Annotated in this window: 28 protein-coding genes; 21 read left to right on the forward strand and 7 right to left on the reverse strand. The window is 49.3% G+C overall.

Going from position 1 to position 22,845, the window contains the following annotated elements; all coding sequences use genetic code 11:
- Positions 1-269: 269 nt before the first annotated feature.
- Entirely contained in the window at positions 270-854 is a 585-nt protein-coding gene (locus tag AC53GJ_RS06420; RefSeq protein ID WP_496731715.1) for a hypothetical protein, read from the reverse strand.
- A 580-nt stretch (positions 855-1,434) separates the two neighbouring features.
- On the opposite strand from AC53GJ_RS06420, the gene AC53GJ_RS06425 reads away from it, so the two are divergent.
- The 6 genes from AC53GJ_RS06425 (at position 1,435) to rlmC (ending at position 8,331) form a co-directional block, all read left to right on the forward strand.
- The gene (locus tag AC53GJ_RS06425) at positions 1,435-1,932 is read left to right on the forward strand and encodes a TIR domain-containing protein (protein ID WP_496731717.1); all 498 of its coding nucleotides are present in this window, start codon (positions 1,435-1,437) and stop codon (positions 1,930-1,932) included.
- 149 nt (positions 1,933-2,081) lie between these two features.
- The gene (gene thcB4 / locus AC53GJ_RS06430; RefSeq protein ID WP_496731718.1) at positions 2,082-3,248 is read left to right on the forward strand and encodes a Thoeris type III anti-phage system protein ThcB4; all 1,167 of its coding nucleotides are present in this window, start codon (positions 2,082-2,084) and stop codon (positions 3,246-3,248) included.
- Positions 3,245-3,832 (forward strand): Thoeris type III anti-phage system protein ThcA, encoded by a 588-nt coding sequence (gene thcA / locus AC53GJ_RS06435; protein WP_496731720.1) that lies wholly within the window; start codon positions 3,245-3,247, stop codon positions 3,830-3,832. The genes thcB4 and thcA overlap by 4 nt, the downstream gene beginning before the upstream one ends.
- A gap of 266 nt (positions 3,833-4,098) precedes the next feature.
- A protein-coding gene (locus AC53GJ_RS06440) for an IS3 family transposase (protein WP_496732760.1) occupies positions 4,099-5,273 on the forward strand; the annotation gives its coding sequence in 2 pieces (ribosomal slippage) (positions 4,099-4,366 and positions 4,366-5,273; 1,176 coding nt in all).
- A gap of 640 nt (positions 5,274-5,913) precedes the next feature.
- A complete protein-coding gene (locus AC53GJ_RS06445) occupies positions 5,914-7,128 on the forward strand; it encodes a GGDEF domain-containing protein (protein WP_496731722.1) in 1,215 nt (404 codons plus the stop codon).
- A 114-nt stretch (positions 7,129-7,242) separates the two neighbouring features.
- Positions 7,243-8,331, forward strand: a complete 1,089-nt coding sequence (rlmC, locus tag AC53GJ_RS06450; protein WP_496731723.1) for a 23S rRNA (uracil(747)-C(5))-methyltransferase RlmC — start codon at positions 7,243-7,245, stop codon at positions 8,329-8,331.
- Between the two features lie 10 nt (positions 8,332-8,341).
- On the opposite strand, the gene AC53GJ_RS06455 is transcribed toward rlmC, so the two are convergent.
- On the reverse strand, positions 8,342-8,902 hold the full coding sequence (locus tag AC53GJ_RS06455; protein WP_496731725.1) for a SixA phosphatase family protein: 561 nt from the start codon (positions 8,900-8,902) through the stop codon (positions 8,342-8,344).
- A 307-nt stretch (positions 8,903-9,209) separates the two neighbouring features.
- On the opposite strand from AC53GJ_RS06455, the gene AC53GJ_RS06460 reads away from it, so the two are divergent.
- The 3 genes from AC53GJ_RS06460 to AC53GJ_RS06470 all read left to right on the forward strand — a co-directional run bounded on the left by AC53GJ_RS06460 (position 9,210) and on the right by AC53GJ_RS06470 (position 11,574).
- Positions 9,210-9,713: a M48 metallopeptidase family protein gene (locus AC53GJ_RS06460; RefSeq protein ID WP_496731726.1), complete on the forward strand. Its 504-nt coding sequence runs from the start codon at positions 9,210-9,212 to the stop codon at positions 9,711-9,713.
- 1 nt (position 9,714) lies between these two features.
- Positions 9,715-10,167 carry a gamma-glutamylcyclotransferase family protein gene (locus AC53GJ_RS06465; RefSeq protein WP_496731727.1) on the forward strand — a complete coding sequence of 151 codons (453 nt, stop codon included), beginning with the start codon at positions 9,715-9,717 and terminating at the stop codon, positions 10,165-10,167.
- 66 nt (positions 10,168-10,233) lie between these two features.
- Positions 10,234-11,574, forward strand: coding sequence for a serine hydrolase domain-containing protein (locus tag AC53GJ_RS06470; protein ID WP_496731729.1), 1,341 nt, complete (start codon positions 10,234-10,236; stop codon positions 11,572-11,574).
- Between the two features lie 9 nt (positions 11,575-11,583).
- On the opposite strand, the gene rlmA is transcribed toward AC53GJ_RS06470, so the two are convergent.
- From rlmA to AC53GJ_RS06495, 5 genes are all read right to left on the reverse strand, one after another.
- Positions 11,584-12,408: a 23S rRNA (guanine(745)-N(1))-methyltransferase gene (rlmA, locus tag AC53GJ_RS06475; RefSeq protein WP_496731730.1), complete on the reverse strand. Its 825-nt coding sequence runs from the start codon at positions 12,406-12,408 to the stop codon at positions 11,584-11,586.
- A gap of 96 nt (positions 12,409-12,504) precedes the next feature.
- Positions 12,505-12,996, reverse strand: coding sequence for an SRPBCC family protein (locus AC53GJ_RS06480; protein ID WP_496731731.1), 492 nt, complete (start codon positions 12,994-12,996; stop codon positions 12,505-12,507).
- A gap of 245 nt (positions 12,997-13,241) precedes the next feature.
- A complete protein-coding gene (locus AC53GJ_RS06485; protein WP_496731733.1) occupies positions 13,242-13,631 on the reverse strand; it encodes a VOC family protein in 390 nt (129 codons plus the stop codon).
- A 21-nt stretch (positions 13,632-13,652) separates the two neighbouring features.
- Positions 13,653-14,309, reverse strand: a complete 657-nt coding sequence (locus tag AC53GJ_RS06490) for a response regulator (RefSeq protein WP_496731734.1) — start codon at positions 14,307-14,309, stop codon at positions 13,653-13,655.
- 2 nt (positions 14,310-14,311) lie between these two features.
- On the reverse strand, positions 14,312-15,484 hold the full coding sequence (locus AC53GJ_RS06495; protein WP_496731735.1) for a sensor histidine kinase: 1,173 nt from the start codon (positions 15,482-15,484) through the stop codon (positions 14,312-14,314).
- Between the two features lie 195 nt (positions 15,485-15,679).
- Here AC53GJ_RS06495 and AC53GJ_RS06500 point away from each other — a divergent pair, with 195 nt between their 5' ends.
- From AC53GJ_RS06500 to AC53GJ_RS06555, 12 genes are all read left to right on the forward strand, one after another.
- A complete protein-coding gene (locus AC53GJ_RS06500) occupies positions 15,680-16,414 on the forward strand; it encodes a hypothetical protein (RefSeq protein WP_496731736.1) in 735 nt (244 codons plus the stop codon).
- 71 nt (positions 16,415-16,485) lie between these two features.
- The gene (locus tag AC53GJ_RS06505) at positions 16,486-16,842 is read left to right on the forward strand and encodes a DUF440 family protein (protein ID WP_496731737.1); all 357 of its coding nucleotides are present in this window, start codon (positions 16,486-16,488) and stop codon (positions 16,840-16,842) included.
- A 27-nt stretch (positions 16,843-16,869) separates the two neighbouring features.
- Positions 16,870-17,535, forward strand: a complete 666-nt coding sequence (locus tag AC53GJ_RS06510) for a HutD/Ves family protein (protein ID WP_496731739.1) — start codon at positions 16,870-16,872, stop codon at positions 17,533-17,535.
- A gap of 177 nt (positions 17,536-17,712) precedes the next feature.
- On the forward strand, positions 17,713-18,867 hold the full coding sequence (locus AC53GJ_RS06515; RefSeq protein ID WP_496731740.1) for an alpha/beta hydrolase family protein: 1,155 nt from the start codon (positions 17,713-17,715) through the stop codon (positions 18,865-18,867).
- A gap of 80 nt (positions 18,868-18,947) precedes the next feature.
- Positions 18,948-19,463 carry a ClbS/DfsB family four-helix bundle protein gene (locus AC53GJ_RS06520; RefSeq protein WP_496731741.1) on the forward strand — a complete coding sequence of 172 codons (516 nt, stop codon included), beginning with the start codon at positions 18,948-18,950 and terminating at the stop codon, positions 19,461-19,463.
- A gap of 1 nt (position 19,464) precedes the next feature.
- Positions 19,465-20,067: a GNAT family N-acetyltransferase gene (locus AC53GJ_RS06525; RefSeq protein ID WP_496731743.1), complete on the forward strand. Its 603-nt coding sequence runs from the start codon at positions 19,465-19,467 to the stop codon at positions 20,065-20,067.
- Complete coding sequence (locus tag AC53GJ_RS06530; protein ID WP_496731744.1) at positions 20,058-20,438, forward strand: cupin domain-containing protein; 381 nt, start codon at positions 20,058-20,060, stop codon at positions 20,436-20,438. Before AC53GJ_RS06525 ends, AC53GJ_RS06530 begins: the two co-directional genes overlap by 10 nt.
- Before the next feature lie 110 nt (positions 20,439-20,548).
- The gene (locus tag AC53GJ_RS06535; RefSeq protein WP_496731745.1) at positions 20,549-21,295 is read left to right on the forward strand and encodes a 2OG-Fe(II) oxygenase; all 747 of its coding nucleotides are present in this window, start codon (positions 20,549-20,551) and stop codon (positions 21,293-21,295) included.
- Between the two features lie 90 nt (positions 21,296-21,385).
- Positions 21,386-21,655, forward strand: coding sequence for a hypothetical protein (locus AC53GJ_RS06540; RefSeq protein WP_496731747.1), 270 nt, complete (start codon positions 21,386-21,388; stop codon positions 21,653-21,655).
- 80 nt (positions 21,656-21,735) lie between these two features.
- Positions 21,736-22,077 (forward strand): 5-carboxymethyl-2-hydroxymuconate Delta-isomerase, encoded by a 342-nt coding sequence (locus tag AC53GJ_RS06545; protein WP_496731748.1) that lies wholly within the window; start codon positions 21,736-21,738, stop codon positions 22,075-22,077.
- Positions 22,078-22,200: 123 nt separating this feature from the next.
- Positions 22,201-22,518, forward strand: coding sequence for a hypothetical protein (locus tag AC53GJ_RS06550; protein ID WP_496731749.1), 318 nt, complete (start codon positions 22,201-22,203; stop codon positions 22,516-22,518).
- A 51-nt stretch (positions 22,519-22,569) separates the two neighbouring features.
- Complete coding sequence (locus tag AC53GJ_RS06555; protein ID WP_496731750.1) at positions 22,570-22,827, forward strand: helix-hairpin-helix domain-containing protein; 258 nt, start codon at positions 22,570-22,572, stop codon at positions 22,825-22,827.
- The last annotated feature ends 18 nt before the right edge of the window (positions 22,828-22,845 follow it).

The raw sequence follows: 22,845 nt of genomic DNA on the forward strand, positions 1-22,845 counted from the left end.
TACATGATTAAAGTTGAACAGTTTTAACTGGCTCCGCAGCGTCCCCCTGACGGAAAATGACGCGGTTTATCTTGCTGATAGACTGCTGCCTGATAGCTATTATGGCCATAAGATAGTTTTAATCTATCGACTTCCGATACGCTTGGAGGCCTTTGGTTTTAAGACCCTAAGCGGGGGAAATGTGAGTTCGCAGCATCGAATTGTTGAGTTGGAAATAAATGAATAATATCGGCTAATTGTTCAAAAAATTAGCCGATAAAAGCTGGACTCTAATGGTCTTCGTGGTCTCCGTTTATATAGCTTTCAACTTCATAGAGCCTGTTTAACCAATGGTAGATAGCGCTGCTGATGTTATTCAGATAACAACCATCTTCGATTTTGTAGTCCAACGCCACGTTTACTAACGTTGATGTCGGCTCTGAAACCAGGTGCAAATCTGGGAATTTCGCACGAACTGGGTCGAGCATACCAACGCTTATGTTTTCAAATAGAAAATTAAGTCCAATGTGTTCGCTGCCAGAGTGCGGGGTGTTCCATGCTGATTGTGTCTTACTGTAGACACACAATCTGCCAAAATTAATTTTCCACTCTAGCAACACACCGATGTCTTGATTAGCGCTGATTGGGCTAAATACCAGGTCGTATCTCGCAAGCATCAGAAGGCAAAATACTTTGGGACTGATGGCAATAATGCTGTCCTCGCACGGATCATCGCCACTAATTTTGCCATTTAACGCGCCCTGATGTTGCAGGTATAAATGGCTGCTGAGGTTTTTCATTTCTTCATGGTGGCAAAAGACGCGAGGATACTCCTCGTCAAAATCGTCTTCGTCGTCGAAAAGTGAAATGTTCATCAATATGTGCTCCTTTGGTTGTTGAACCGGTCAATAGGAACACGAAAGAAATTTCACGCAACAAAGTAGAATTCGAGTTTTCCGTACAAGTTTGTGGATTGCCTTTGCAGTCAAAGAGAACACGGACTGACGTTCTTTGATTAAGAAGGGAAGTTAGGCCGAAGTCATATCGTCTAAAAATAGTCTCGGATACAAAAAATTCCCCAAAGTCATAGAAAACCATACATTAATGGTGGTGCTGGTCAACTACATTTAAATTTGAAAGATATAGAAGTTAGCAGTGTTCTTAAGCGGGTCGACATTTTGTGTCGGTAATGAAAATCATGAGTTTTACATACATACTCTGAGTCCCGAGTTCGAACGCGATTAGAGATCCTCATTGCAACATCGATTTTAAACACCGCTAGATTTCTTCTGAACACACCAAAATTTTTATGATGCTCACATTTACTTGAACGATTAGGTTAAAGATCCATGTATAGCAAGTCGTACCTAAAAAAGTAAATTTCACTTGAAGTTTCATTCGGATAAATATATTTTTATTAAGATTAGTATTTTTGTAATATGAATGGAGAGTGTCATGGCAAGACAAGTTTTCTATAGCTTTCACTACATACCTGACAACTGGAGAGTTTCCCAAATACGTAATATTGGTTCGATTGAAGACAACAAACCAGCAAAAGATAACGATTGGGAGGCAGTAAAAAGGGGTGGTGATGTCGCGATCCAGAATTGGATTGATACGCAACTTAGTGGCAGGACTTGTACCATTGTCCTGATTGGTGCAGAAACAGCAAAACGCAAGTGGATCGATTACGAAATCCAGAAGTCATGGAATGATGGAAAAGGTGTTTTAGGTGTGTACATACACAATCTTAAAAATGCACAAAGTGAAAAATCGAAGAAAGGTGCCAATCCGTTTGTTCATTTTCAAATGAAAAAAGATAACAAAAAACTAGATTCAATTGTTAAGACATACGACCCTCCTTACAGTGATAGCAAAGAAGTGTATGATTATATTTCTAAAAATCTCGACAGCTGGATAGAGACCGCAATAAAAATCAGAAAAGACTACTAGAGTATTTGCGAGTTTTTTGTTGGTGGCCGTTTATTGTAATAGATGGTCATTACTCTTGATGATTTTCTAGTTATATTAATAATTGCCTTGCAATCGACTCGTAATTATACAAAAAGCTGAGTTTATGCACCGCGTTAAGGTTTTTATATATGAACAAAAGCTACTATCAAATAATAGCATTGGGTGTTTTAGATCAGCGTTTCATTGACCTTCGGAAATTAGTGTCTCGCAGAGCTGACGATCTTGGTTTGTCATCGGATAGTTTCTCATTCTTGGGCGAGACCAACATTTCGACTTACGATCGAAACAAGCCTGCAGTCGCTGTTTATTTTGGCAACCGCGCTCCAGCCACCTCATTGTTTCTTGATAAGCTGTTAGACGACTCAATAGTTGTTGTTCCGGTTGTGTCTTCGAAGTTAGTTGTTTCGCAAGAAATCCCTCCCAACTTAATGCATATAAATGTGCTCGAATTGCCGGTGAATGGCGGCAATTTGCATCGACTTGTTTCGTTAATATTTGAAGTATTCAGATTACTACGTAAAGAACGGGGCATATTCATCAGCTATCGGCGTAAGGGGTCTCAACCACTTGCTGACCGTTTATACGAGGAGTTAGACAAACGTGGTTTTGATGTTTTTATTGATGTCAGGTCTGTACCTCCCGCTGTAGATTTTCAAGCAGAGTTGTGGAGTAGAATGTCAGATGTTGATGTGATTGTGCTTATTGATACTCCTGGGTTTCGCGAAGGAAGATGGACAAAAGCTGAACTTGCTCAAGCAAATTTGCTGGGTATTCAAACACTCCATTTACTTTGGCCTGGTCAGAAGGAAGATTCTGCTTTCGCTTTCAGCCGCTTTATGAAACTCGAAATTTCGGACTTTAATCGAGCTAACCCTGGTCGTGGAGCCTCAATCAAAGACTACGTCCTAACAGCGATTTGTGAACGTGCAGAAGAGTTGCGAGCGCAAGCTATTGCACTACGTTATGCCCATCTTGTTGATAACTTTTGTGATGCGGCAAGAGATATTGGCCTCACGCCAGTTGTTCAACCTGAACGATGGATTTCAATTAGCGCACCTGGCCACTCTGTTGCTGTAGTACCTGCTGTTGGGCGCCCAACTTCCGATCGGATTAATGTAATATTTAATTCTATTACGTCTGTTAGAAATTCCTCGGACCCTATCTGGGTAATATACGATAGCCGAGGCCTACATCAGAACTGGGTAAAACATTTACGTTGGTTAGATGACCATTTGCCGATTAGAAACATATGTATGTCGGAGATACCCACCGTTCTACAGGAGCTAACTCGATGAAACATATATTCTTATCTGCTAGTGTACCACTGCCTGAACGTAATCGTGTTTATTTCAAAACGGCTGATGTTTTTCTGATTAGGGAATCAATTAGAGCGTTGATTGAAGTAATTGCTCCGATCGGTACATTGACTTTCGGTGGACATCCCGCAATTACTCCATTGGTGTCATTATATTTTGCAACTACAGGTTATCCTAAAGAGCGTATAACCGTATTTCAAAGCGAGTTGTTCCCTCGTCAAACGGGCAACGGACTTATTAATTTTTCAGATATTAGGTATACGCCGGCAGTTAGTGGAGATCTGGACCTTAGCTTAACTTTGATGAGAAATGAAATGATCCGAAGCCGGAATTTTGATGCTGCTGTAATAATTGGAGGAATGGAGGGAATTGCTGAAGAGATTAAAATGTTTAGAAAGATACATCCACATGCTCTGGTTTTACCTGTACCCTCTACAGGCGCAGCAGCACGGATGCTATACAACAAGGTAGATTTTCCTGCTGATATCGAGAATGAAATTTCATTTGCTAGTATGTTTCGCAGATATTTGTTGCCTAACCCCAATTCCATTGGAATTGGTTAAATTTAGGTAATTTATTTTTAGCTACATTACGATAGAAGAGCTAAAAAACACAATCTCAGTCAGGCATACACAATAGGAACGAGAAATACGTTTACAGTCCATTAGATTTGGATGCACTAACACAGCCATTAATCGTTAAAGTTGCATTCGCGAAAAATAAATCGTTCCTGATTTTTTCATTATTGGATTCCTTTGTAGTGGCACACTGAATTTGGCCACCTGATTAGAGGTGTTATGCTATACCTCGTAAGCAATTAGGTGACATGATGAACAAAAAGACAAGACCTACTTTTAGCCCAGAATTTCGTCTGGAATGTGCCCAACTGGTGCTCGACCAAGGTTACTCGGTTGCTAAAGCAGCGGCAGCGATGAATGTTGGTAAATCCACCATGGATAAATGGGTTCGGCAGTTGCGTGAAGAGCGCTCAGGCATCACGCCCAAAGCCACACCGATGACGCCAGACCAACTTAAAATTCGCGAATTAGAGAAGCGAATCAAACAGATAGAGCTGGAAAAAGAAATCCTAAAAAAGGCTACAGCTCTCTTGATGTCGGACTCGCTGAACAATTCACGATAATTGCTCAGCTCAAGCAGAGTTATGCCGTGGCGCAGTTGTGCCGGGTGTTTGAAGTCCATCGCAGCAGCTTTAAGTATTGGAAAAAGCCCAAGGCGATTCAGCCAGAGCAGGTTGTTCGGCTAAGCAAAGTCCGTGAGCTGTTTGATGCCAGCAATGGCTCCGCAGGCTCTCGCAGCATTGCAACGATGGCAAGCACTCAGGGTGTTAAAATGAGCCGATACCTGGCGGCTAAATGCATGGAAAAACTAGGGTTTATCAGCTGCCAGCAACCGGCGCATTCATATAAAAAGACAGGCAGTGAACGGATTGATATCCCAAACTTGCTGGCGCGCCAGTTTGCCGTAACCAAACCAAATCAGGTGTGGTGTGGCGATGTGACCTACATCTGGACAGGCAACCGCTGGGCTTACTTAGCTGTAGTGATGGATTTATTTGCAAGAAAACCAATTGGTTGGGCCATGTCGTTCTCGCCTGACAGTGAATTAACCGGCAAGGCGCTTAGTCATGCGTTTGAATCCAGAGGTCGGCCTGAAGGAGTGATGTTCCATTCAGACCAAGGCAGCCATTACACCAGTACCAAGTTCCGGCAATTGCTGTGGCGCTTTCAAATTCGGCAAAGCATGAGTCGTCGTGGTAATTGCTGGGACAATAGCCCGATGGAGCGCTTCTTCAGAAGCTTAAAGACAGAATGGGTTCCGACCGTAGGTTACAGCTCATTTGCTCAAGCAGAACGAGAGATACTGAATTACATGCTGGGCTATTACAGCCAGCTCAGGCCACATCACTATAACGGTGGTTTGGCTCCGAATGAATCCGAGCGCAGGTACTGGCTTGGCTACAACGATGTGGCCAAAATTAGTTGACCACTACACTTTGACTATCCGTAAATTTTATAACTATTTATATACATAACAACGATTTCGGAAAATACAGCAACAAAGCTGTTTTCGGTACGAATTCGTTAAAGGACTTTAAACCTTGTTTAGCGAAATTTCCCATCAGGATTTTAGACAACAGACAATTTTCATGAAATGAATTGGTGTGCCTTTGTCACCCAGTTACGCAACAAAATCCTTTTGCGGATGCAACTCGCAGTCAATTCTGGTAAATTTAAACCTAATTGGCTAATCCGAAAAAAGGAATTGATGCGGATTTGTGCATCGGATTCGATTTTACCCCGTTAAAAAATGCGGAAGTGAAAAGATATTTTTTTAGGTGGCTTGGGGGTTTTATTGGGGGTGTTTTGATGTTTTGCAATTATGAAAATCATTCAATTTCAGCTGCTTACACCTTAAGTTTGAAGGCCTCTCTCTCCGCCAGATTCAAAAAAGCCCACGTATTGACGTGGGCTTTTTGCATTTTAAGCCCACTGATAAACTTCGGCAACAAGGCTGATGCGAGACTCGGGCCCGTAGCAGAAGCCGAAGCTGTGACAGAACTCAGAAACATTTCGCTAGTTGAGCAATTCTTGATTATGCTGACACTAACGACTTAGGGTACAGAATGACATTTATGCTGCAACTGACCACTGAACCGGCCCGGTTATTGTTACTTGTGATCTGTTTGTTAAATCTGGTTTCAGCGTTGGCCTGGTTATTTTCTGCTTATGGCATGCGGGTTTGTTTCAGAGCCAGCCGTTATTTTTCGGTGGCGAACAGTCTGAGTTTTGTTGCCGTGATCTTGCTGATTTATCGCGAGTTACCGGCTAGTTTCTGGACTTGGTCTTTATCAGATGCATTGTTGCTCAGTGGTTTTTTCTGGTTTTACCTTGGGCTGCGCACCTTGTTTCGCCAGCCGCCGTTGCCGCGCTGGCCATTGCTAAGCTTTACTGCCGCCATTTTATTGTTGTGGTGCTCGCAACTGAGCTTGGGCTCAGAAAAAATGGCTGCTGTGATTTTTTCCGGCATCAGTCTGACGCTACTCAGTGCTTGTACTATGGCGACTTATCAGCCGATGCGCTTGCTGTATTCAGTCCGCACCGCTGCTTTTGTCTGTTTTCCGCTGGCGATGATGAGTTTGTTTTTTTTGCTGCGCCTGCTGTTGGTGTTGGCCGACAGCCCGCTGATTGTTTATAACATGAATATGACCAGCCTGCAGGCGTTACCGCAATTAGGCTTTTTGCTGGTGTTTTCGCTGTTGATGAATATTAATGCCTTTGGTTGTGCGCTCAGCCGGTTGATTTTAAGGATCCGTGATCTGGCGGATCGGGATGCCCTGACCCGGGTCTGGAACCGGCGGGTGATCCTGGAGTTGCTCCGTCAGCATGAAAGCCGTTATCAGTTACAGGGCATCCCCTTTGGTTTGCTGGTGTGTGATCTGGATCATTTTAAACAAATCAATGACCGTTATGGCCATCAGGCCGGTGATGAAGCGCTGTTACATGCCATCCGTTGTTTTGAGCAAGTGTTGCGCGATACCGACATCATAGGTCGGTTGGGTGGCGAAGAATTTGTCATTATTCTGAGCAATACTGCCCCTGCCGGTGTGCACAGTGCCGCTGAACGGTTCCGGCAAAATTTATCGGCACAACAGCTGCAATTCAGTGCTTTGGCTGACCAGGCTGCGTCCCAGCAGATTACTGTCAGTATCGGTTATGGTTCAATGGGGGATTTTGCCGACGTTAGTGCGTTACTGGTCGCTGCGGATCAGGCGATGTACCGCGCTAAACAAAATGGCCGCAATCAGATTTGTGCTGCGACTGAACCGGCGCTTGCTTGATGTTAGTTGCGGCATAACCCGATTAATTTTGCTAAAATCAGCGTTTTTCGCTTGAGTCAGTTTGTCATGCTTTGTCCATTTTTTGCCGCAGATCGCTGTCGTTCCTGTTCTGCCATGGCAACCCCTTATACCCTGCAACTTCAGGCTAAGCAGCAACAACTACAACAATTGTTGGCTGCATTTTGGCAAGTCGAACTGTTACCACCGGTGGCCAGTGCCGAACTGCATTTTCGCAATAAAGCAAAAATGGTGGTGCTGGGATCTGCTGAGGCGCCGGTGCTGGGCATTATCGACCAGCAACAGCAGCCACTGGATCTGAGCGCTTGTCCATTATACCCAGCTGCTTTTGCGACTGCATTTAGCCATATTGTGGCTTTTATCCAGTTGGTGAAGTTACAACCTTATGATCTGCTGACAAAAAAGGGTGAACTGAAATATATTTTGCTGACGCAAAGCATGGCGAGCGGCCGCTGGTTATTAAGGTTTGTGCTGCGCTCGCAGCATCAATTGGCGGCGATCCGCAAATATTTGCCGCAACTCCAACAACAATGGCCTGAGCTGGAAGTGTGTTCTGTTAATCTGCAGCCAGAGCATAAAGCTGTGCTGGAAGGTGAACAGGAGTTTATCCTGACCGAGGCTCAGATGCTGGCGGAGCGATTAAATGACGTGCCTTTGTATCTGCAACCGCAAGGCTTTTTTCAAACCAATCCACAGCTGGCGGCGCAGTTGTATCAGACCGCGCGCGACTGGACGGCTGAGCTGCCACTCGTCAGAGTATGGGATTTGTTCTGTGGGGTGGGAGGCTTTGCACTGCATCTGGCACAGCCGGGCCGTAGTCTGACCGGGATTGAGATTTCAGCCGCTGCTATCGCTTGCGCCAGTCGTTCTGCCGCCGAGATGCAACTGAGCGATTTTCATTTTCAGGCGCTGGATGCGGCGGCTTTTGCCAGCGCGCAACAACAAAGCCCGGATTTGCTGGTGGTCAATCCACCCAGGCGTGGTCTGGGGGCCGGCCTTTGCCAGACCGTCAGCCAGTTGCGCCCGCAGTGGTTATTGTATTCCAGTTGTAATCCGCAGACGCTGGCGGCAGATTTAGCGCTATTAACCGACTATCAGTTGCTCAAAGCGCAGTTGTTTGATTTTTTCCCGCATACCAGCCATGCCGAAGTGTTATGCCTGTTGCAACTGAAGACCGGACATTAACAGCCCGCCTTTAGCGAGCTGCCGGCTGGCAGGCGGCAGGAACTGGCAGTTGCAATAGCTGTAATGTCAGCAATTGCCGGCCTGAGAAATTCAGCTGATAAATCAGTCCGTACTGCTGTTCGTGCATGGCGGGCACTTCGCGTCCTGTCAGAAGGCTGACCAGCGCAGGAACGGTATTACTATGACCTACCACTAGTGCTGACTGTTGTTGTTGCAGCAGTTGCTGCGCCAAAGTAGCAGCTTCCGCCGTTTGATACTGCTGTAACTGACGGCCTTGTTGCAACAAAGCACTGGCCGTCTGCCGGGTACGTTGATAAGGGCTATGATAAAGCGTCGGTAACTGGACCTGCTGCAATAAAGTCGCCAGCGCTTTTGCCTGCGCCAGTCCACAAACGGATAATGCCGGATCCGACTCATTACTGCTGACCTGCTGTTTTTCGGCGTGCCTGACCAGATACAGTTGATACAGTGCTGACTGCGGCTCTGTAGCCACTGCGCTGGTCGTGATACATAAAGCGGCGATAACAGCCAAAAGCACGCTGTGATACCAGCGCTGAAAAAAATCCTGCATCAATTAACCCCTTGTTGCCAACTGGTTCGTCCAATGTCTGAATGCAGTGCACAGGCATGAAAGCAAACACTGCCAGATCAAACGTAACGCAGGAGCATATCATAACGATAGATTTTTGGGTTCAGCCGCAATCCACTGTCGCTGTAATGGCTGCCGCTAATCCGGCTGCTGTAACGGCCTGTGCGCCCTGATGGCCAGGGTGAAAAATGCTGGGCATAGTGCCGGACTCTGGCTACAATGGCCAGCTTCACCCCGTTGAGCCGTCGACGCGGCTGCCTTATGTTCAGTCAGTGGATTTAGCTGCGTTATGTCAGACCTGATTTACCTGGGTAGTTACCCGGATCCAATCCAACAGCAAGTGCGGCAATTACTGCAGCAAGGCAAGCTTGGCAGTATTTTGCAACAACGTTATCCGCAAATGCAGCACCAGGTGCAGACCGATAAAGCACTCTATGATCTGACTTTGCAACTGAAACAACGTTTTCTGAAAAGCAGCGAACCGCTGAGTAAAGTGCTGTTTGATCCGAAAATTCATGTCATCAATAATGCGCTCGGCACTCATACCCAAATCAGTCGGGTACAGGGTGGCAAACTGAAAAGTAAAAATGAAATCCGTGTCGCCAGCTTGTTAAAACAGCTGCCTTTTCCTATCCTGAACATGGTTGTGGTGCATGAACTGGCGCATTTAAAGGAAAAAGATCACAACAAGGCGTTTTATCAATTGTGTCAGTATATGGAACCCCAGTATCATCAACTGGAACTGGACCTGCGACTGTTTCTGACCTGGCGCGATTTCGCACAAGGAGCTTAACATGGCTGATAGGGCACATATTTTTGTCTATGGTTTGCTGATGTTTCCGGACATTGTTAGTGCGATTACCGGCCGTCAATTCCAGATGATCCCGGCGCAATTGCCTGATCATCGTCGTTATGGGCTGAGTAAAAATCCGGGGCAAACACCGGTGCCGGTGTTACTCCCTGCCGCCGGTGCCAGTCAGTCAGGTCAGTTACTGCTGGATGTGGACGCTGAGTCCGTCGCCAGGCTGGATTATTTTGAAGAGCTGGATTCTGGTCTTTATCTGAAAAAACAAGTCAGAGTCCAGACGGAACAAGGCTGGTTGCCGGCATGCTGTTATCTGGCAGGACCGGCGCTGGCACCTTATGCGAGCGGTGAGTGGCAGCCTGAACAGGTGAATGCCACTGACCGGCAATATTTGACTGAACAATTGATCCCACAAATGCTGGCTGCTTTTCCTGCAGGTTAACTTCAAACCGCAGTGTGTCGCAGGCTTGTGCTGCCCAGCCAGGCAAGGTGGATCCCGGAAGGTATTATGTTGAAGTATTCTCTGTTCGCGGGGATGTTGTTACTGTCCACAGCTGTGGCTGCTGCGCCTGCTGTCAGTCAATTTTCCGATGAGTTTCATCGTGAATTTACCAGCAAGATGAAAAAAAATAACATCCCTGGTGGTGTTTATGTCATTGTAAAAGATAATAAAATTGTTCGGGTTGGCGCTTATGGCGTCCGTGCTAAAGGCGCGAAAGCCAAAGTGGACGCCAATACGGTTTTCCGGTTGGCATCGGTGTCGAAAACCTTTGCCGGCGGGCTGGCGGCCCAATTGGAACATGAAGGCCGCTTTAGCTGGAATGACAAAGTCACTAAATATGTGCCGGGTTTTCGTTTTCGCAGTCCGAATATGACCGCACAATTGAAGGTTGAACATTTACTGGCGCAAAATGCTGGCTTAAGTGCCAATGCTTTTGATGATTTGATCGAAGCCAATATGACCCCGGCGCAGATCCTGCCCAGATTTGGCCGGATCAATCCGCGTTGTCAGCCCGGTAAATGTTATGGCTATCAGAATGTGTTATTCAGTCTGATTGAAACTGTGTTGCTGAAAACCACCAATACGCCTTATGAGCGGCTGATCGAGCAACGAATTTTTAAACCTCTGCAAATGCACAATGCCTCAGTCGGTTATGCCGCCTTTCTGGCCAGTAAAAACCGCGCCATGCCGCATGTGAAAATACGCAATGGCTGGGGTGAAGCTAAAGTGGTACCGACTTATTACCGGGTCAATCCAGCCGCTGGCGTCAATGCCAGTGCCATGGATATGGGTAAATGGTTAATTGCCAGACTGGGCCATCATCCGCAAGTGTTATCGCCGGCAGTACTGGCTGATATTCATCAACCCAGAGTGAAAACTTCCGACAATTTGTCCGGTCGCACTTTTGGGCCTTATGTGTCGGCAGCACATTATGGTTTAGGTACCCGCATCTATAAATTTGGCCGGCATAATCTGTATTATCATGGCGGTTTGGTGAAAGGTTATCGCACCGATTTGTCTTATTCGACCGAAAAAGGCCTGGGTCTGGTGGTGTTATTGAACGGCCAGAGTAATTTAGTCGCCGAGTTATCCAGTTATTTCTGGGCGACTATGCTCGATACCCAACCGCAGGCGGCTCCGGCGCCACAACGGAAAAAGAAAGTTCGCAAAGTTGCGCAGCAGTTGGAACCTTTGTTTACTCCCGATGAGATAGCAGAGTCGCAGTTGCTGGCGGACTGGACTGTGCCACAGTTGCCAGCCACCGAAATGACAACGGCTACCTGGTCAGATGATGAATTGCAGCAACTGGCGCAACAAGCGATGAGCGAGCTGCAGGTCGCGCCCTGAGCAGGGCGCTTACAGATCAGCAGTGCGTTGATACAGATCCAGATAAAAATCCAGGCTGATGGCCGGTAAATCAAGCAGCAACTGCTGGCGACTGTCGGCACTGAAGCGATAACCCAATGGGATCATCTGCAGTAATTGCGACAGCGCCGCCGCATCCGCGGGCTGAAAAGTCCAGCTGAGCCGTTGGCGCTGTTGGTGGCTAAAGCCGGCTTCAGTGGCGACACTGGCAGGATGTAACCGTACCTCGCTGTAAATCCGCTGTTTCAGTTGCAACAGATGCTCTGGCGCTGGTGTGACAGTCAGCAGATAGCCGCCAGGCCGGCATACTCTGGCTAGCTCTGTCGCTTTGGATGGCGCATAAATTCTGAGCAGGGCATCGATGCTTTGGCTGGCAAAGGGCAACTGATAGCTGCTGGCCACTGCCACCTGCAGTTGCCGGTACTGTTTAGCGGCAGCTTTGACTGCAGCTTTAGAAATATCAATGCCAAAGCATTGCAGTTGCGGGTGGGATGGCTGCAGACTTTGTTGCATTCTGGCGCTGTAATAGCCTTCACCACAGCCGATATCGAGCAGCACTGCGTTGCCTGGCAGGGGTAATGCCAGCAACTGTTGATTCACCGCATCCGATAAGGCCTGGTAAAAACCAGCTTGCAAAAAGGCGCGGCGCGCCTCGATCATGCTGGCACTGTCGCCCGGATCCAGCGATTTTTTCTGCTGCACAGGTAACAGATTCAGATAACCTTCGCGGGCCCGATCAAACTGATGACGGCTGGCGCAAGCCAGCCCCTGCGGGTTTGCTAAAAGTGGTTGTTGGCAAAGCGGGCAAAGATACATCGGCAGTTCCGGCTGAAAAAAGGCTGCTGATTATAGCCGCAATTGCGCTTGGGATTACAGCCCAGGTGCATAGCTCAGGCTAACAACAGCCCCTGATCACAGCCGCAAAGCCGGATATAACCGCGGCAGAGCGCTGCGTTTTGGCAATTGACGCTGATCATTTAAATCGGCCGCTAATCTCATCAGAATATTGGTCCAGCGTTCTACCAGCTTTTGTTGCTGCTCATTGCTCAAGCGCGGTAAATGATGATGCACCGTCAATTCGCAGCCAAAAGGGTGCGGGCTAAATTGTAACCGGACTAAGTCCGGTTCTGGCTGCTGGACATTTTCCAGACTAAACAACAGTTGATGCGGTGGTTCAATCAGATGAAATTGGCCGGTTAATAATAAAGGACCTTGCTGGCGGCGCTGACTGATTTGAAAACGGCCGCCAACTCTGGCATCCAGTTGTACTTCAGGCGTAGGAGCATCATGGCTGGTGAGTAACCAGCGGCCGGTAGCTGATTCCTGTAACCAGCAGTCAAAAACTGTCTGGCATGCATATTCAAAACAATGACTGACCTGGACCAGTGTGGTTTGCCGGTGCATGAATGTCACCTCCCTGCCGTTGCCTTGGCAATTGTGTTGCCGCTGAATCAACCTCAGTGCTAAGCCGAGGTTGGCTTAAATCCTGGGGTTAAGTTTAGCGGCTTTGCCATAAAGCGCGAACAGAAAAACACAGCGCAGTTGATAAAGATCAAATGAAATGCCGACAAATGAATTATTAAAGCGAAAAGCTCAGCTCTACCAGCTCAGCTCTACCAGCTCAGCTCTACCAGCTCAGCTGTACTGGCTCAGTGATTGCGTTGCAGCAGATCCCATTTATTACCATACAGATCACAGAACACCACGACAGTGGCATAAACCTCCTGTCTGGGTTGCTCCAGAAACTGCACACCTGCAGCCAACATCCGCTGATAATCTGCCCAGAAATCGTCGGTTTGTAAAAATAACCAGACCCGGCCTGCGCCTTGTTGACCGATCATGGCTTGCTGGCTGGCATCACTGGCTTTGGCCAGTAATAAAGCGCAGCCAGAGCTTTGGCGCGGGGAGACCACCACCCAGCGTTTGTTGCCTTGTGGGCTGTCTTCCTGCAGGCTAAAACCCAGTTTTTCGATATAAAAATCAATAGCTTCATCATAATCGGCCACCAGTACACTGACCAATCCAAGTTGTTGTGTCATCAAAACCTCCGCCAGTGGCGTTTAGCCTAATAATCCTAAATCTATCGCTTTTAACACGGCTTTGGTCCGGTCGCGCACCCCAAGTTTTGCCAAAATAGCCGACACCTGATTTTTCACTGTGCCTTCAGATTTAAATACTGCGCTGGCAATTTCGCGATTGCTAAAACCTGCTGCTAATAATCTGAGTATTTCCAATTCCTTGCCTGAGAGTTGGTCCGGTCCGGCCAATGGCTCTGGGGCTGAAGACGCCGATTTCCGGCCCAGAAAAGACGCCAGAATTTTATCGGTAATACCAGGTTGTAATAAACTGCCACCAGCATGCACAGTATGGATAGCGTCCACCAGCAGCTCCAGCGCGACATCTTTGAGTAAATAACCACGGGCGCCGGCCTGCATCGCCTGCAACACCCGCTCATTGTCATCAAAAGTGGTCAGAATAATCACCGGGACCTCCACCGCAGCAGCAGCCAGCAGATGCAGCGCATCAATGCCGCTAACCTGGGGCATTTGAATATCCATCAGTACCACTTCAACCTGATGCTGTGCAATCAGTTCGACGATGCCGGCACCATTGGCAGCCTGCGCTACCACAGTTAAATCCGGTGCCAGACTGAGCAAGCTGACAATGCCTTGTCTTACTAATGTTTGATCATCAATGACTGCAACCCTGATCGTCATTTTTACTCCATGAACTCGACATCAATCTGCAAACCCTGAGTGGCGCTTTGGCTAAATAACAACTTGGCCCCAGCCTGTTCAATCCTCTCCCGCATGCCACGCAAGCCATTGCCTTCTGTCAATGGCCAGTGGGCGCAATGACCATTATCCTGATAGCGGAACAGTATCTGCTGCTGGTGACGCCAGACTTCTACCTTGGCATGGCTGGCACCGGCGTGACGGATACTGTTAGTCAGTGCTTCCTGACAAACCCGGAATAGCAGGGCTGTGGTCAAAGGGTGTAATTGTAAATCCGGCCGGATTTGGCAATCGAGCTGTAACTGCGGGAAATTGGCCGCTAAGGCACGGCATTGCAGGGCCAGTTGCGGGCTCTGGGGTTCGCGTAATTGTGTCACGCTATGGCGGATGTCCTGCAGTAACTGTTTGGCCAGTTGATGGCAATGCTGTAATTGGTTTTTTTGCGCCGCACCAGCCTGGTATTCAGCCACCTGCAACTGGATCACCAGCGCGGTCAGATGATGGCCCAGACTGTCATGTAAGTCGCGGGCGATCCGCAAGCGTTCAGTATCAGCCGCTTGTTCTGCCAACTGCCCTTGTGCATCCAGCAGTTGTTGGTGGGTGAGTGCCAATGTTTCTCTGGCAATGGCTTCGGCTCTGGCTTTACTCATGGCAAAAATGGCAAAAAACTGAAAAGTCCCGCAAGTCACCAGCATAATCAGCAGTCGGGCTGAAGGTTCATCCAGCAGATTCACCAGCGCATAAGGTGCCAGCGAGGGCACAATCATCCAGTACACATAACGTTCCGGGATAAACCAGGGCAGCAACGCCACCCACAACACCCCCAAGCCCGGGGCAAAACCATCCGGTACCAACACCGCATTGAGCGTCAGCAACAACCACATGCCCCCCAGTTGCAGCCATTGCCGGCGGACAGATAATGCTTGTTGGCTGGATAAAAACAACGTGATAAACAGCAGCAAACTCAGCACTATCAGCATTGTTATGCCACTTTGCATGCCATATTGCCGGCTGATGGTTAAAAATTGCACGTAACTAAAGGCCAGCCAGGTAATGATGGCGGCCCAGTTTTCTTTGGCAAACCAGCGGCGGGGCCGTTGGTTGCTGTTCGCCAACAGTGAGAGTTGGCTGGTGGTGGTAAAGCTGGTTGTGGTCATTCAGTGTTTTCCAACCCGAAATACAGCAGGGGCATGATGGCAGTCGCAGTAGTATGCCGTTGCGTCTGCTTTGGAGCAATAGGCCACAAGTCATGTTGCTGCTGATGACTTGTGGCACTGGGCTGGCTCCTGTTGCTGTTTTAAGCTGCCACTTCGCAGTCAACAACAACTGCAGTCGCAATGGAGGAAAGCATCATGGTTTATCTGTATCAGGGTTTTGTGTGGGCACATATTGTCGCTGGCAGTCTGGCACTGCTGTTATTCTGGGCCCCGATGCTGGCGACCAAAGGCAGTGCCTGGCATCGGCAAAGCGGCCGTTGGTATGCCAATTTGCTGTATATCGTTTCGTTATCCGGCATTGTTTGTTGTGGGCTGGTGCTGGCGGCGCCGCTGTATTTTAAAGCTGAACGTTTTGCCGCTGGCACTGATATGGCCGCCCAAATGGGGCAGATCCGGTTATTCTGGAGCTTTTTAGCCTTGCTCAGTGTGCTCAGTTGGGTGTCCATCCGCCAGGCCGTGCTGGTACTCAAAGCTGGTCCGGCACGGTTGTTACTCAAATCCGGCAGCCATCTGGCGGCTATTAGTGTGCTGTTACTGCTGGCTTGTTATGTGCTTTGGCTTGGCATCAGCCATGCTCAGCTGTTGCTGCAAATTTTCAGCGCTGTGGCGATATTCAGTGGTATTGGCGCACTGCACTATATTTTCCGTACCAATGTCAGCCGGTTGCAGATCATTCGCGAACACATTGGTGCTATGTTGGGGTCAGGTATTGCGGTTTTTACTGCATTTACCGCTTTTGGCGGCCGACGTTTGTTTGCGTTCAGTGCCAATGCTCAGTTGTTAAGCTGGCTGTTGCCGTCGCTGATTGGCCTTGGTTGCATCCTCTGGTATCACCACCGCTATCAGTTGCCGGCTAAATCGTCGCGTTGAGCTTGGTTTACGCACTGGAGCCGTCGGGGCAGTGTTGGTATACTGCCCTTTTTCGCGCCGGGAACTCTTTTATGTCAGAACAGCAGCACCAGCAAGCCAACCCTAACTCCGAGCTTGAACTTTGGAGTATCGATGAACTGTGTGACCATGCCTTTAGTATTTTTGAAGAGCTGGCGGCAGAGAATTTATCGGCGGCTGATTATCAGTTGTATCAGCAACATTATGAACAACGGGCTTATGTCGATTTAGTGGCCCCTGCCGCTGACTGGATTGATTTAATTCAGGCTGAGCTTGAGCCTGAACTACATTTCGAAGCCCTGATCGGTTTAAGCGGCGAAGCCGGGTCTGCTGATTTAGTGCTGGCGCGGATTTTACTGAGCCGGGAAAAACATGATGCGCTTTGTCATGCCCAATGGCGCGGTCAGTAAAGCCTAAACAGATACAGGATTAGCACTGTGCAAGCTGAACTCATCCGCCCTGAGCAGATGACCATCAGCCATTGGGCCGGTGGCAGCACCCGGCAACTGGCGATTAGTCCGCCGGGAGCTACTGTGGCAGCGCAGGATTTTCACTGGCGCTTTAGTTCTGCCACTGTGCTGCAGGACGGCCAGTTCAGCCGCTTTGTGGCTCATCAGCGGTTATTGGCCTTGCGCCAGGGCGGCGGGATGGCGTTGCAGATTGATCAGCAACAGGCAGTGTTATCCAGTCAGTATCAAAGCGTACGTTTTGCCGGTTCAGCCAACAGCAGAGCCACTTTATTGGCCGGCGCTGTCACCGATATCAATCTGATGCTGGCCACGGGCTGGCAAGGCAATTTATGGGCTGAGCCTTTGTCGCCTGATTGGCAAAGCCTGCAATGGGCGGGGCCGCCGCTCTGTACCTTGTTATGCTATGCCGATGAAGCGGCGGTTGAAATCCAACTGATGACTGCGGCTAAACAGCGATATCACTGGCAACTGGCCCTTGGTGAGGCGCTGCAACTGGCCCACTTAAGCCAGCACAGTCGGATGAGGTTGCGACGTGTTGGAACCAGCCAAACAACCACTCAAGTCTCCACCTCTGCAGTTGCCACCAGTCCAAGCCTGGTGGTGGCCTGGCTTTGTCAGCAAAGCAATGACTGAACGCCAGTATCTGCCTCGCTATTGGCGCTAGTTCAGTCGGTTCAAAGATGGAATTGCCGCCAGAATAACTGCCGTTTTATCACGCGCCGATTGCCACTGCGCTGTGAAGCTGTTAACTGTTGACCACATTTTTTTGATGGTGCCAGTTGCGATCATCCTGCACGACGTGGAAAACCGATGAAAGGCTACTTATGGCTGTTGTTATTTTGTTGCTGGCCGCTGTTGGCCGCTGAAACTGTGTTCTGGCCTGCTGAATTGCAAGCATTGCCGGTGCAAGCCAGCGCCAGTTGGCAAGCCGGACAAGACTTTGCCAACTGGCAACAACAAGGCCGGCAACTGCTGAGACAGTCTTATTTATGGCCGCAGCAAAGCCTGCCGCCAGTCAGTCAGGCCAGATTAGTGCAACGACTGGAACAAGGCAGTTACTGGCGTGAGCATTGGCAAGTACAGTTACTGACGCCGGTCTGGCAGCAAGTCTGGTTGTTAGTGCCAAAAACAGCTTCAGCACAGCAGCAAGCGCCGGCTGTACTGCTGTTGCATGATCATGGTGCTGAATTTCGGCTGGGCAAAGACAAATGGATCCGGCCATTGCAACCCGGGAAGTTTAAGCTGGCTGTACAATGGGCTGACAAATATTTCTCCGGCCAGTTTTTTGGCGAACAGCTGGCAGCGGCAGGTTTTGTGGTGTTAGCAGGCGATATGCTCGGTTTTGGTGAACGTGGTCCTTTGCCTTACTCACAGCAGCAACAGTTGGCGGCTAATTTTCAGGCGCGGGGTTTATCCTTGTCCGGCTTTGTCGCTTTGGAAGATCAAATGCTGGCCACCTGGTTAGCGCGCCGCCCAGAGGTGGCTGGCGGTCAACTGAGTGCCGTCGGATTTTCGCTTGGGGCTTATCGGGCCTGGCAACTGGCCGCTTTATCTGAGGTGGTCAGTTCGGCGGTCGGCATCGGTTGGTTTAACCAATTTGCGAACTTAACCACGGCTGACAGTAATCTGAGCCAGGGGCAAACGGCATTTTATCTGTTGCATCCCGGGTTGAATGCGCAGCTGGATTTACCTGATGTGCTGGCGCTGGCGGCACCCAAACCGCTGCTGATCCTGCAAGGTGAGCAGGATACACTGATGCCTGTCAGCGGTGTGCAACAAGGCTTCCGGCGCTTACAGCAGTTGTATCAGGCTTGTGTGGGCGCCGCAGGTCAGTCCCCGCTACGGGCCCTGTTGTTACCGGCGCAGGGCCATAGTTTTCCGGCCAGCAGTCAGGCGCTGGTGCTGCATCAACTACAACAATGGGCAAAACACAGGGCCAGACCAGTGGCTTGCATCGCCTCGTAGCAGTCTGTTGCAAATGCGTTGAAAACACGGTAGTTTTGCGCTGGAAGACCGAGAGAACTCAGCAGGCGCAGGGATGGACCATGAGCAGAATTGCGCACAATAAAACTGCATTACAACAAGCGATCAGGCAAAATTTCACTCTGTTACAGGCTGATTATCAGCGGTTACCTGTTGAGATTTGTCGCCAGCCGTTGTTAGCTGGTAATCGCAGAGGTTTGCAAATCAGTGTTTGTGATAGTCTGGCTTATCTGATTGGCTGGGCGGCACAGTTGCAATGCTGGATCTATGACTGGCAACAAGGATTAACACCGAAGCTGCCAGCCCCCGGCTATCAGTGGCATCAATTGGGTGATTTGGCAGAACATTTTTATGCGCAGCAGCAAGGTCGCAGTGTGGCCGAATTGTTCACTCTCTACCAGCAGCAGATTGATACTGTGCTTGAGCTGATTGAGCAGTTCACTGAGCCGCAATTGTATGCTGGTCTCTGGTATCGGAATTATTCACTGGGCCGGATGATCCAACTGAACACCGCTGCGCCTATGCACAATGTGCGGTGCAAAATCCGTACTTTACTCAGAACAAGCACAAGGAACTGATGTGGTCAGCCTGACAAACCCGATGGCAGCATTTGAGATTGTCAGTCCGACAGCTGCCGATGCCGCCTTGTTGGCCGATTTTTATTTACAAAATCATGCACATTTCCAACCATTTGAGCCGCTGCGGCCAGCCGATTTTTACACTGAGCCTGCACTTTTACATCGGCTGGCCGCGCAGCAACAGTTGCAGCAACAGCGGCTTTGTTATGCGCTGATCGCCCGGACTGAACAGCAAATTGTGGCGCAGGCGACATTAAGCAATATTATTTACGGGCCTTTTTGCGCCGGTTATCTTGGTTTTGGCGTCGCCAAAGCTTTCGAAGGGCAGGGCCTGATGACAGAACTGTGCCGGCAACTGATCCGGCACGCCTTTACCGAGCTGCACCTGAATCGGATTATGGCGAATTATTTACCGTCGAATCAGCGTTCAGCGCGTTTACTGCAGCGGCTTGGCTTTGAGGTGGAAGGGCGGGCCCGGCATTATTTACAAATCAATGGCCAGTGGCAAGATCATATCCTGACAGCCTTGTTGCATCCGAAATATGCCAACAGCACTGCCAGTATCTCCAGCCCTGCTAGCTTTGGAGTCAAGCAATGCTGTTAGATCCGCAACAACATTACCTGAGTTTATTGCCAGCAGGCCAATTGCAGTTATTACCTGGCGGTGAGGCGTTCTGGCAACAATCGCCGGCGGCCTTGGATGCTGTTGGCCGGCGCTGGCTGGTGACTGAATTCAGCTTTAGCGCAGATTGGGCGCAGTGGGAGCTGCATCCGGCTGGCGATGAACTGGTGTATCTGCTGACAGGCGCGGCTGAATTGTGGCTGGAAACGCCAGCAGGTTTACAATGTTTGCCAATGCAAGCGCCGGCAGCAGCCCTGATCCCTGCCAATTGCTGGCATAGAGTCAGTACCCAGCAGCCTTGCCGGATGTTGTTTATCACTTATGGTGAAGGTACCCTTCATAAAGCGGTCTGAATGGGAACGCTGGTGTTCATTTTGCATTGAAATATTGCAGTCAGTCATGGCTCAACCTGCTGGTAGGACAATACCCGTTCAGCGGTTGCAGTCTGGTATCCGGAGTGGTAATGAAACTTGAACTTAATCCTGAGATAGAAGCGCATTCGGCCTTATCAGCGGCCCAACTGCAGGCAAACGGTGTGTTACAGCTGCGGGATTTGTTGCCAGCAAGCGATTGCCTGGCGTTATACCAGGTGGCGGCAAGTCTGCCGTATCAGTTGTCGTTAAATAGTGGCGATAAATCGATGGATCTGGATTTGACTGAGCTGGCGAGTTTAAGCCCGGAACAGCAACAACAACTGACCCATCTGATCCATCAGGGCGCTGCCAGTGGCTTTCAGTATTGCTTTGATTCTTATCGGTTATCGGACCGGATGGAAGCTGGGTTGGACTGTCCGCCGTTGTTGCAGCAATATTATCACTGGCTGAATTCTGCCACCTTTTTACAACTGCTGCGGGATATCTCCGGCGATCCTGGCATTGTGTATTGTGATGCGCAGGTCACCCGCTATCGGCCAGGCCACTTTTTGACCAGTCATGATGATGCGGTGGCTGGTAAAGGCCGGGTGCTGGCGCTGGTGTTTCATCTGAGTCCTTACTGGCAACCGGATTGGGGTGGTTTATTATTATTCCATCAACCCGATGGCGTGGTGAAAACTGGTTTTTCGCCGCAGTCTAATACGCTGAACCTGTTTCAGGTGCCGGCACTGCATGCGGTCACTATGGTAGCGCCATTCGCCCAAGCCGAGCGGATTGCAATCACTGGCTGGGCTCGCACTCAGAGACCGCTGACGGTAGTCGAGGCTCAGGCGTAAACCATGCTGATGTTGATTCAGCAACGGCTCATGCTGGCGGCTGTAACATGGTTTTTTTGGTATATCAATGGCTTTAAAAAGGGATAAAGGATGACAGAACCGAACACTGCAACAACTTCGGTCAAACAAAAACTGCTGCTGTTTGCCTTTGAATGGGGCGTCGCCTTGCTACTGGCGCTGCTGCTACTGATCAGTGCCGGGGTCGAGGTCGGCAGCGCCAATCCGCTACGGCCAGAATTCTTTGCCTGGTCCGTGCTGCTATTACTGGTGATTTGTGTCTGGTTTTTCCAAAAAATTTGCGCCCTGTGCAGCCGTTGGTTTTGGCCTGTCGTGAAAAACACAACAGAAAAACCGCTATAAAGTTACGTTTTAGCCAATGATTGCGGTACCCTATGCAGGTTTTTTCGTTTTAACTTGTGCTGAAATTTTTTAGGATAGTCATGCCACACTTTATCGTCGAATACGCCAGCCCCTTGCAGCACAAAGTGGCGTTGCCGGAATTACAACAAGCCGTCTGGCAAGGCGCTGCGGGGAGTGGATTATTTACCGGACCGGACATCAAAATCCGCTTATTGCCTTATGAACATTATCAGGTCGGCACTGAGCGTACTGATTTTATTCATGTCACGGCGCGCATTTTAACCGGTCGCAGTGCAGAGCAACGTCAGCAGTTAGCGGCCACAGTACTGGCACAATTAGCGGCGCTTGAACTGACGGCTGTCTCCCTGACGGTGGAAGTGGCTGAAATTGAGCGGCAAAGTTACGCCAAGCAACTCGTTTAAAGCAAAACCATGCTGTGTTGAAGCTCAGACTGCGACAGGTCTGAGCACTCAATGGCCGCTGGTGTTGTTCCTTGTTTGCTTTATGCTGGTCATGTGCACCGCTATCACAGACTGAGATACATCATGCTGGTCATGTTCCTTGTTGCTGTACTGATTATTATGCTTGGCTGCTGGCCGATTTGGGCGCTGGCACAACATATCAAACGCAGTAAAGATTATTCGTTGTTTTGTGGCTGGCAACCGGCCAAGCTTCGTCAGCCTGAGCTTTATGCAGCACAGTTGTGCCGGGGCCTGGAACAATTTGCCGTTGCATTGGCGATCGCAGCCTTGAGCTTGATGATCCCGTCAATTCCGATTTGGCTCAAAGCCAGTTTGCTGATCGGATTACCCTTCATTGTGCTGCTGCATGCCATTATCCGGGCGGAACAAAGCAATAGCTAAGCGGGCTTGCATCGCCCAAGATTGGATTGATTAAGCATGGACAGGACCACGATGATTTTTCCCCCGGCCGAAGCCGCTGTGTTATTACAGGTGAAAGGCGTTGGCCCGACGGTGATCCGTCGGCTGGAACAAATTGGCATCAGCTCGTTGGCGCAGTTACAGCATTGTGAGGTCAGCACCCTGGCGCAGACCGTCGCAGACATGCTGCGCAGCAGTTGCTGGAAAAACAGTCCACAAGCAAAAGCTGCTCTGGCCGGAGCTATTGCGGCAGCACGGCATTATTGCACGCAAGAAGTCAGCCATTCGTAGCTAGCCACTGCGGGCAGC

The sequence above is a fragment of the Rheinheimera sp. B2H12 genome, from assembly GCF_059620065.1.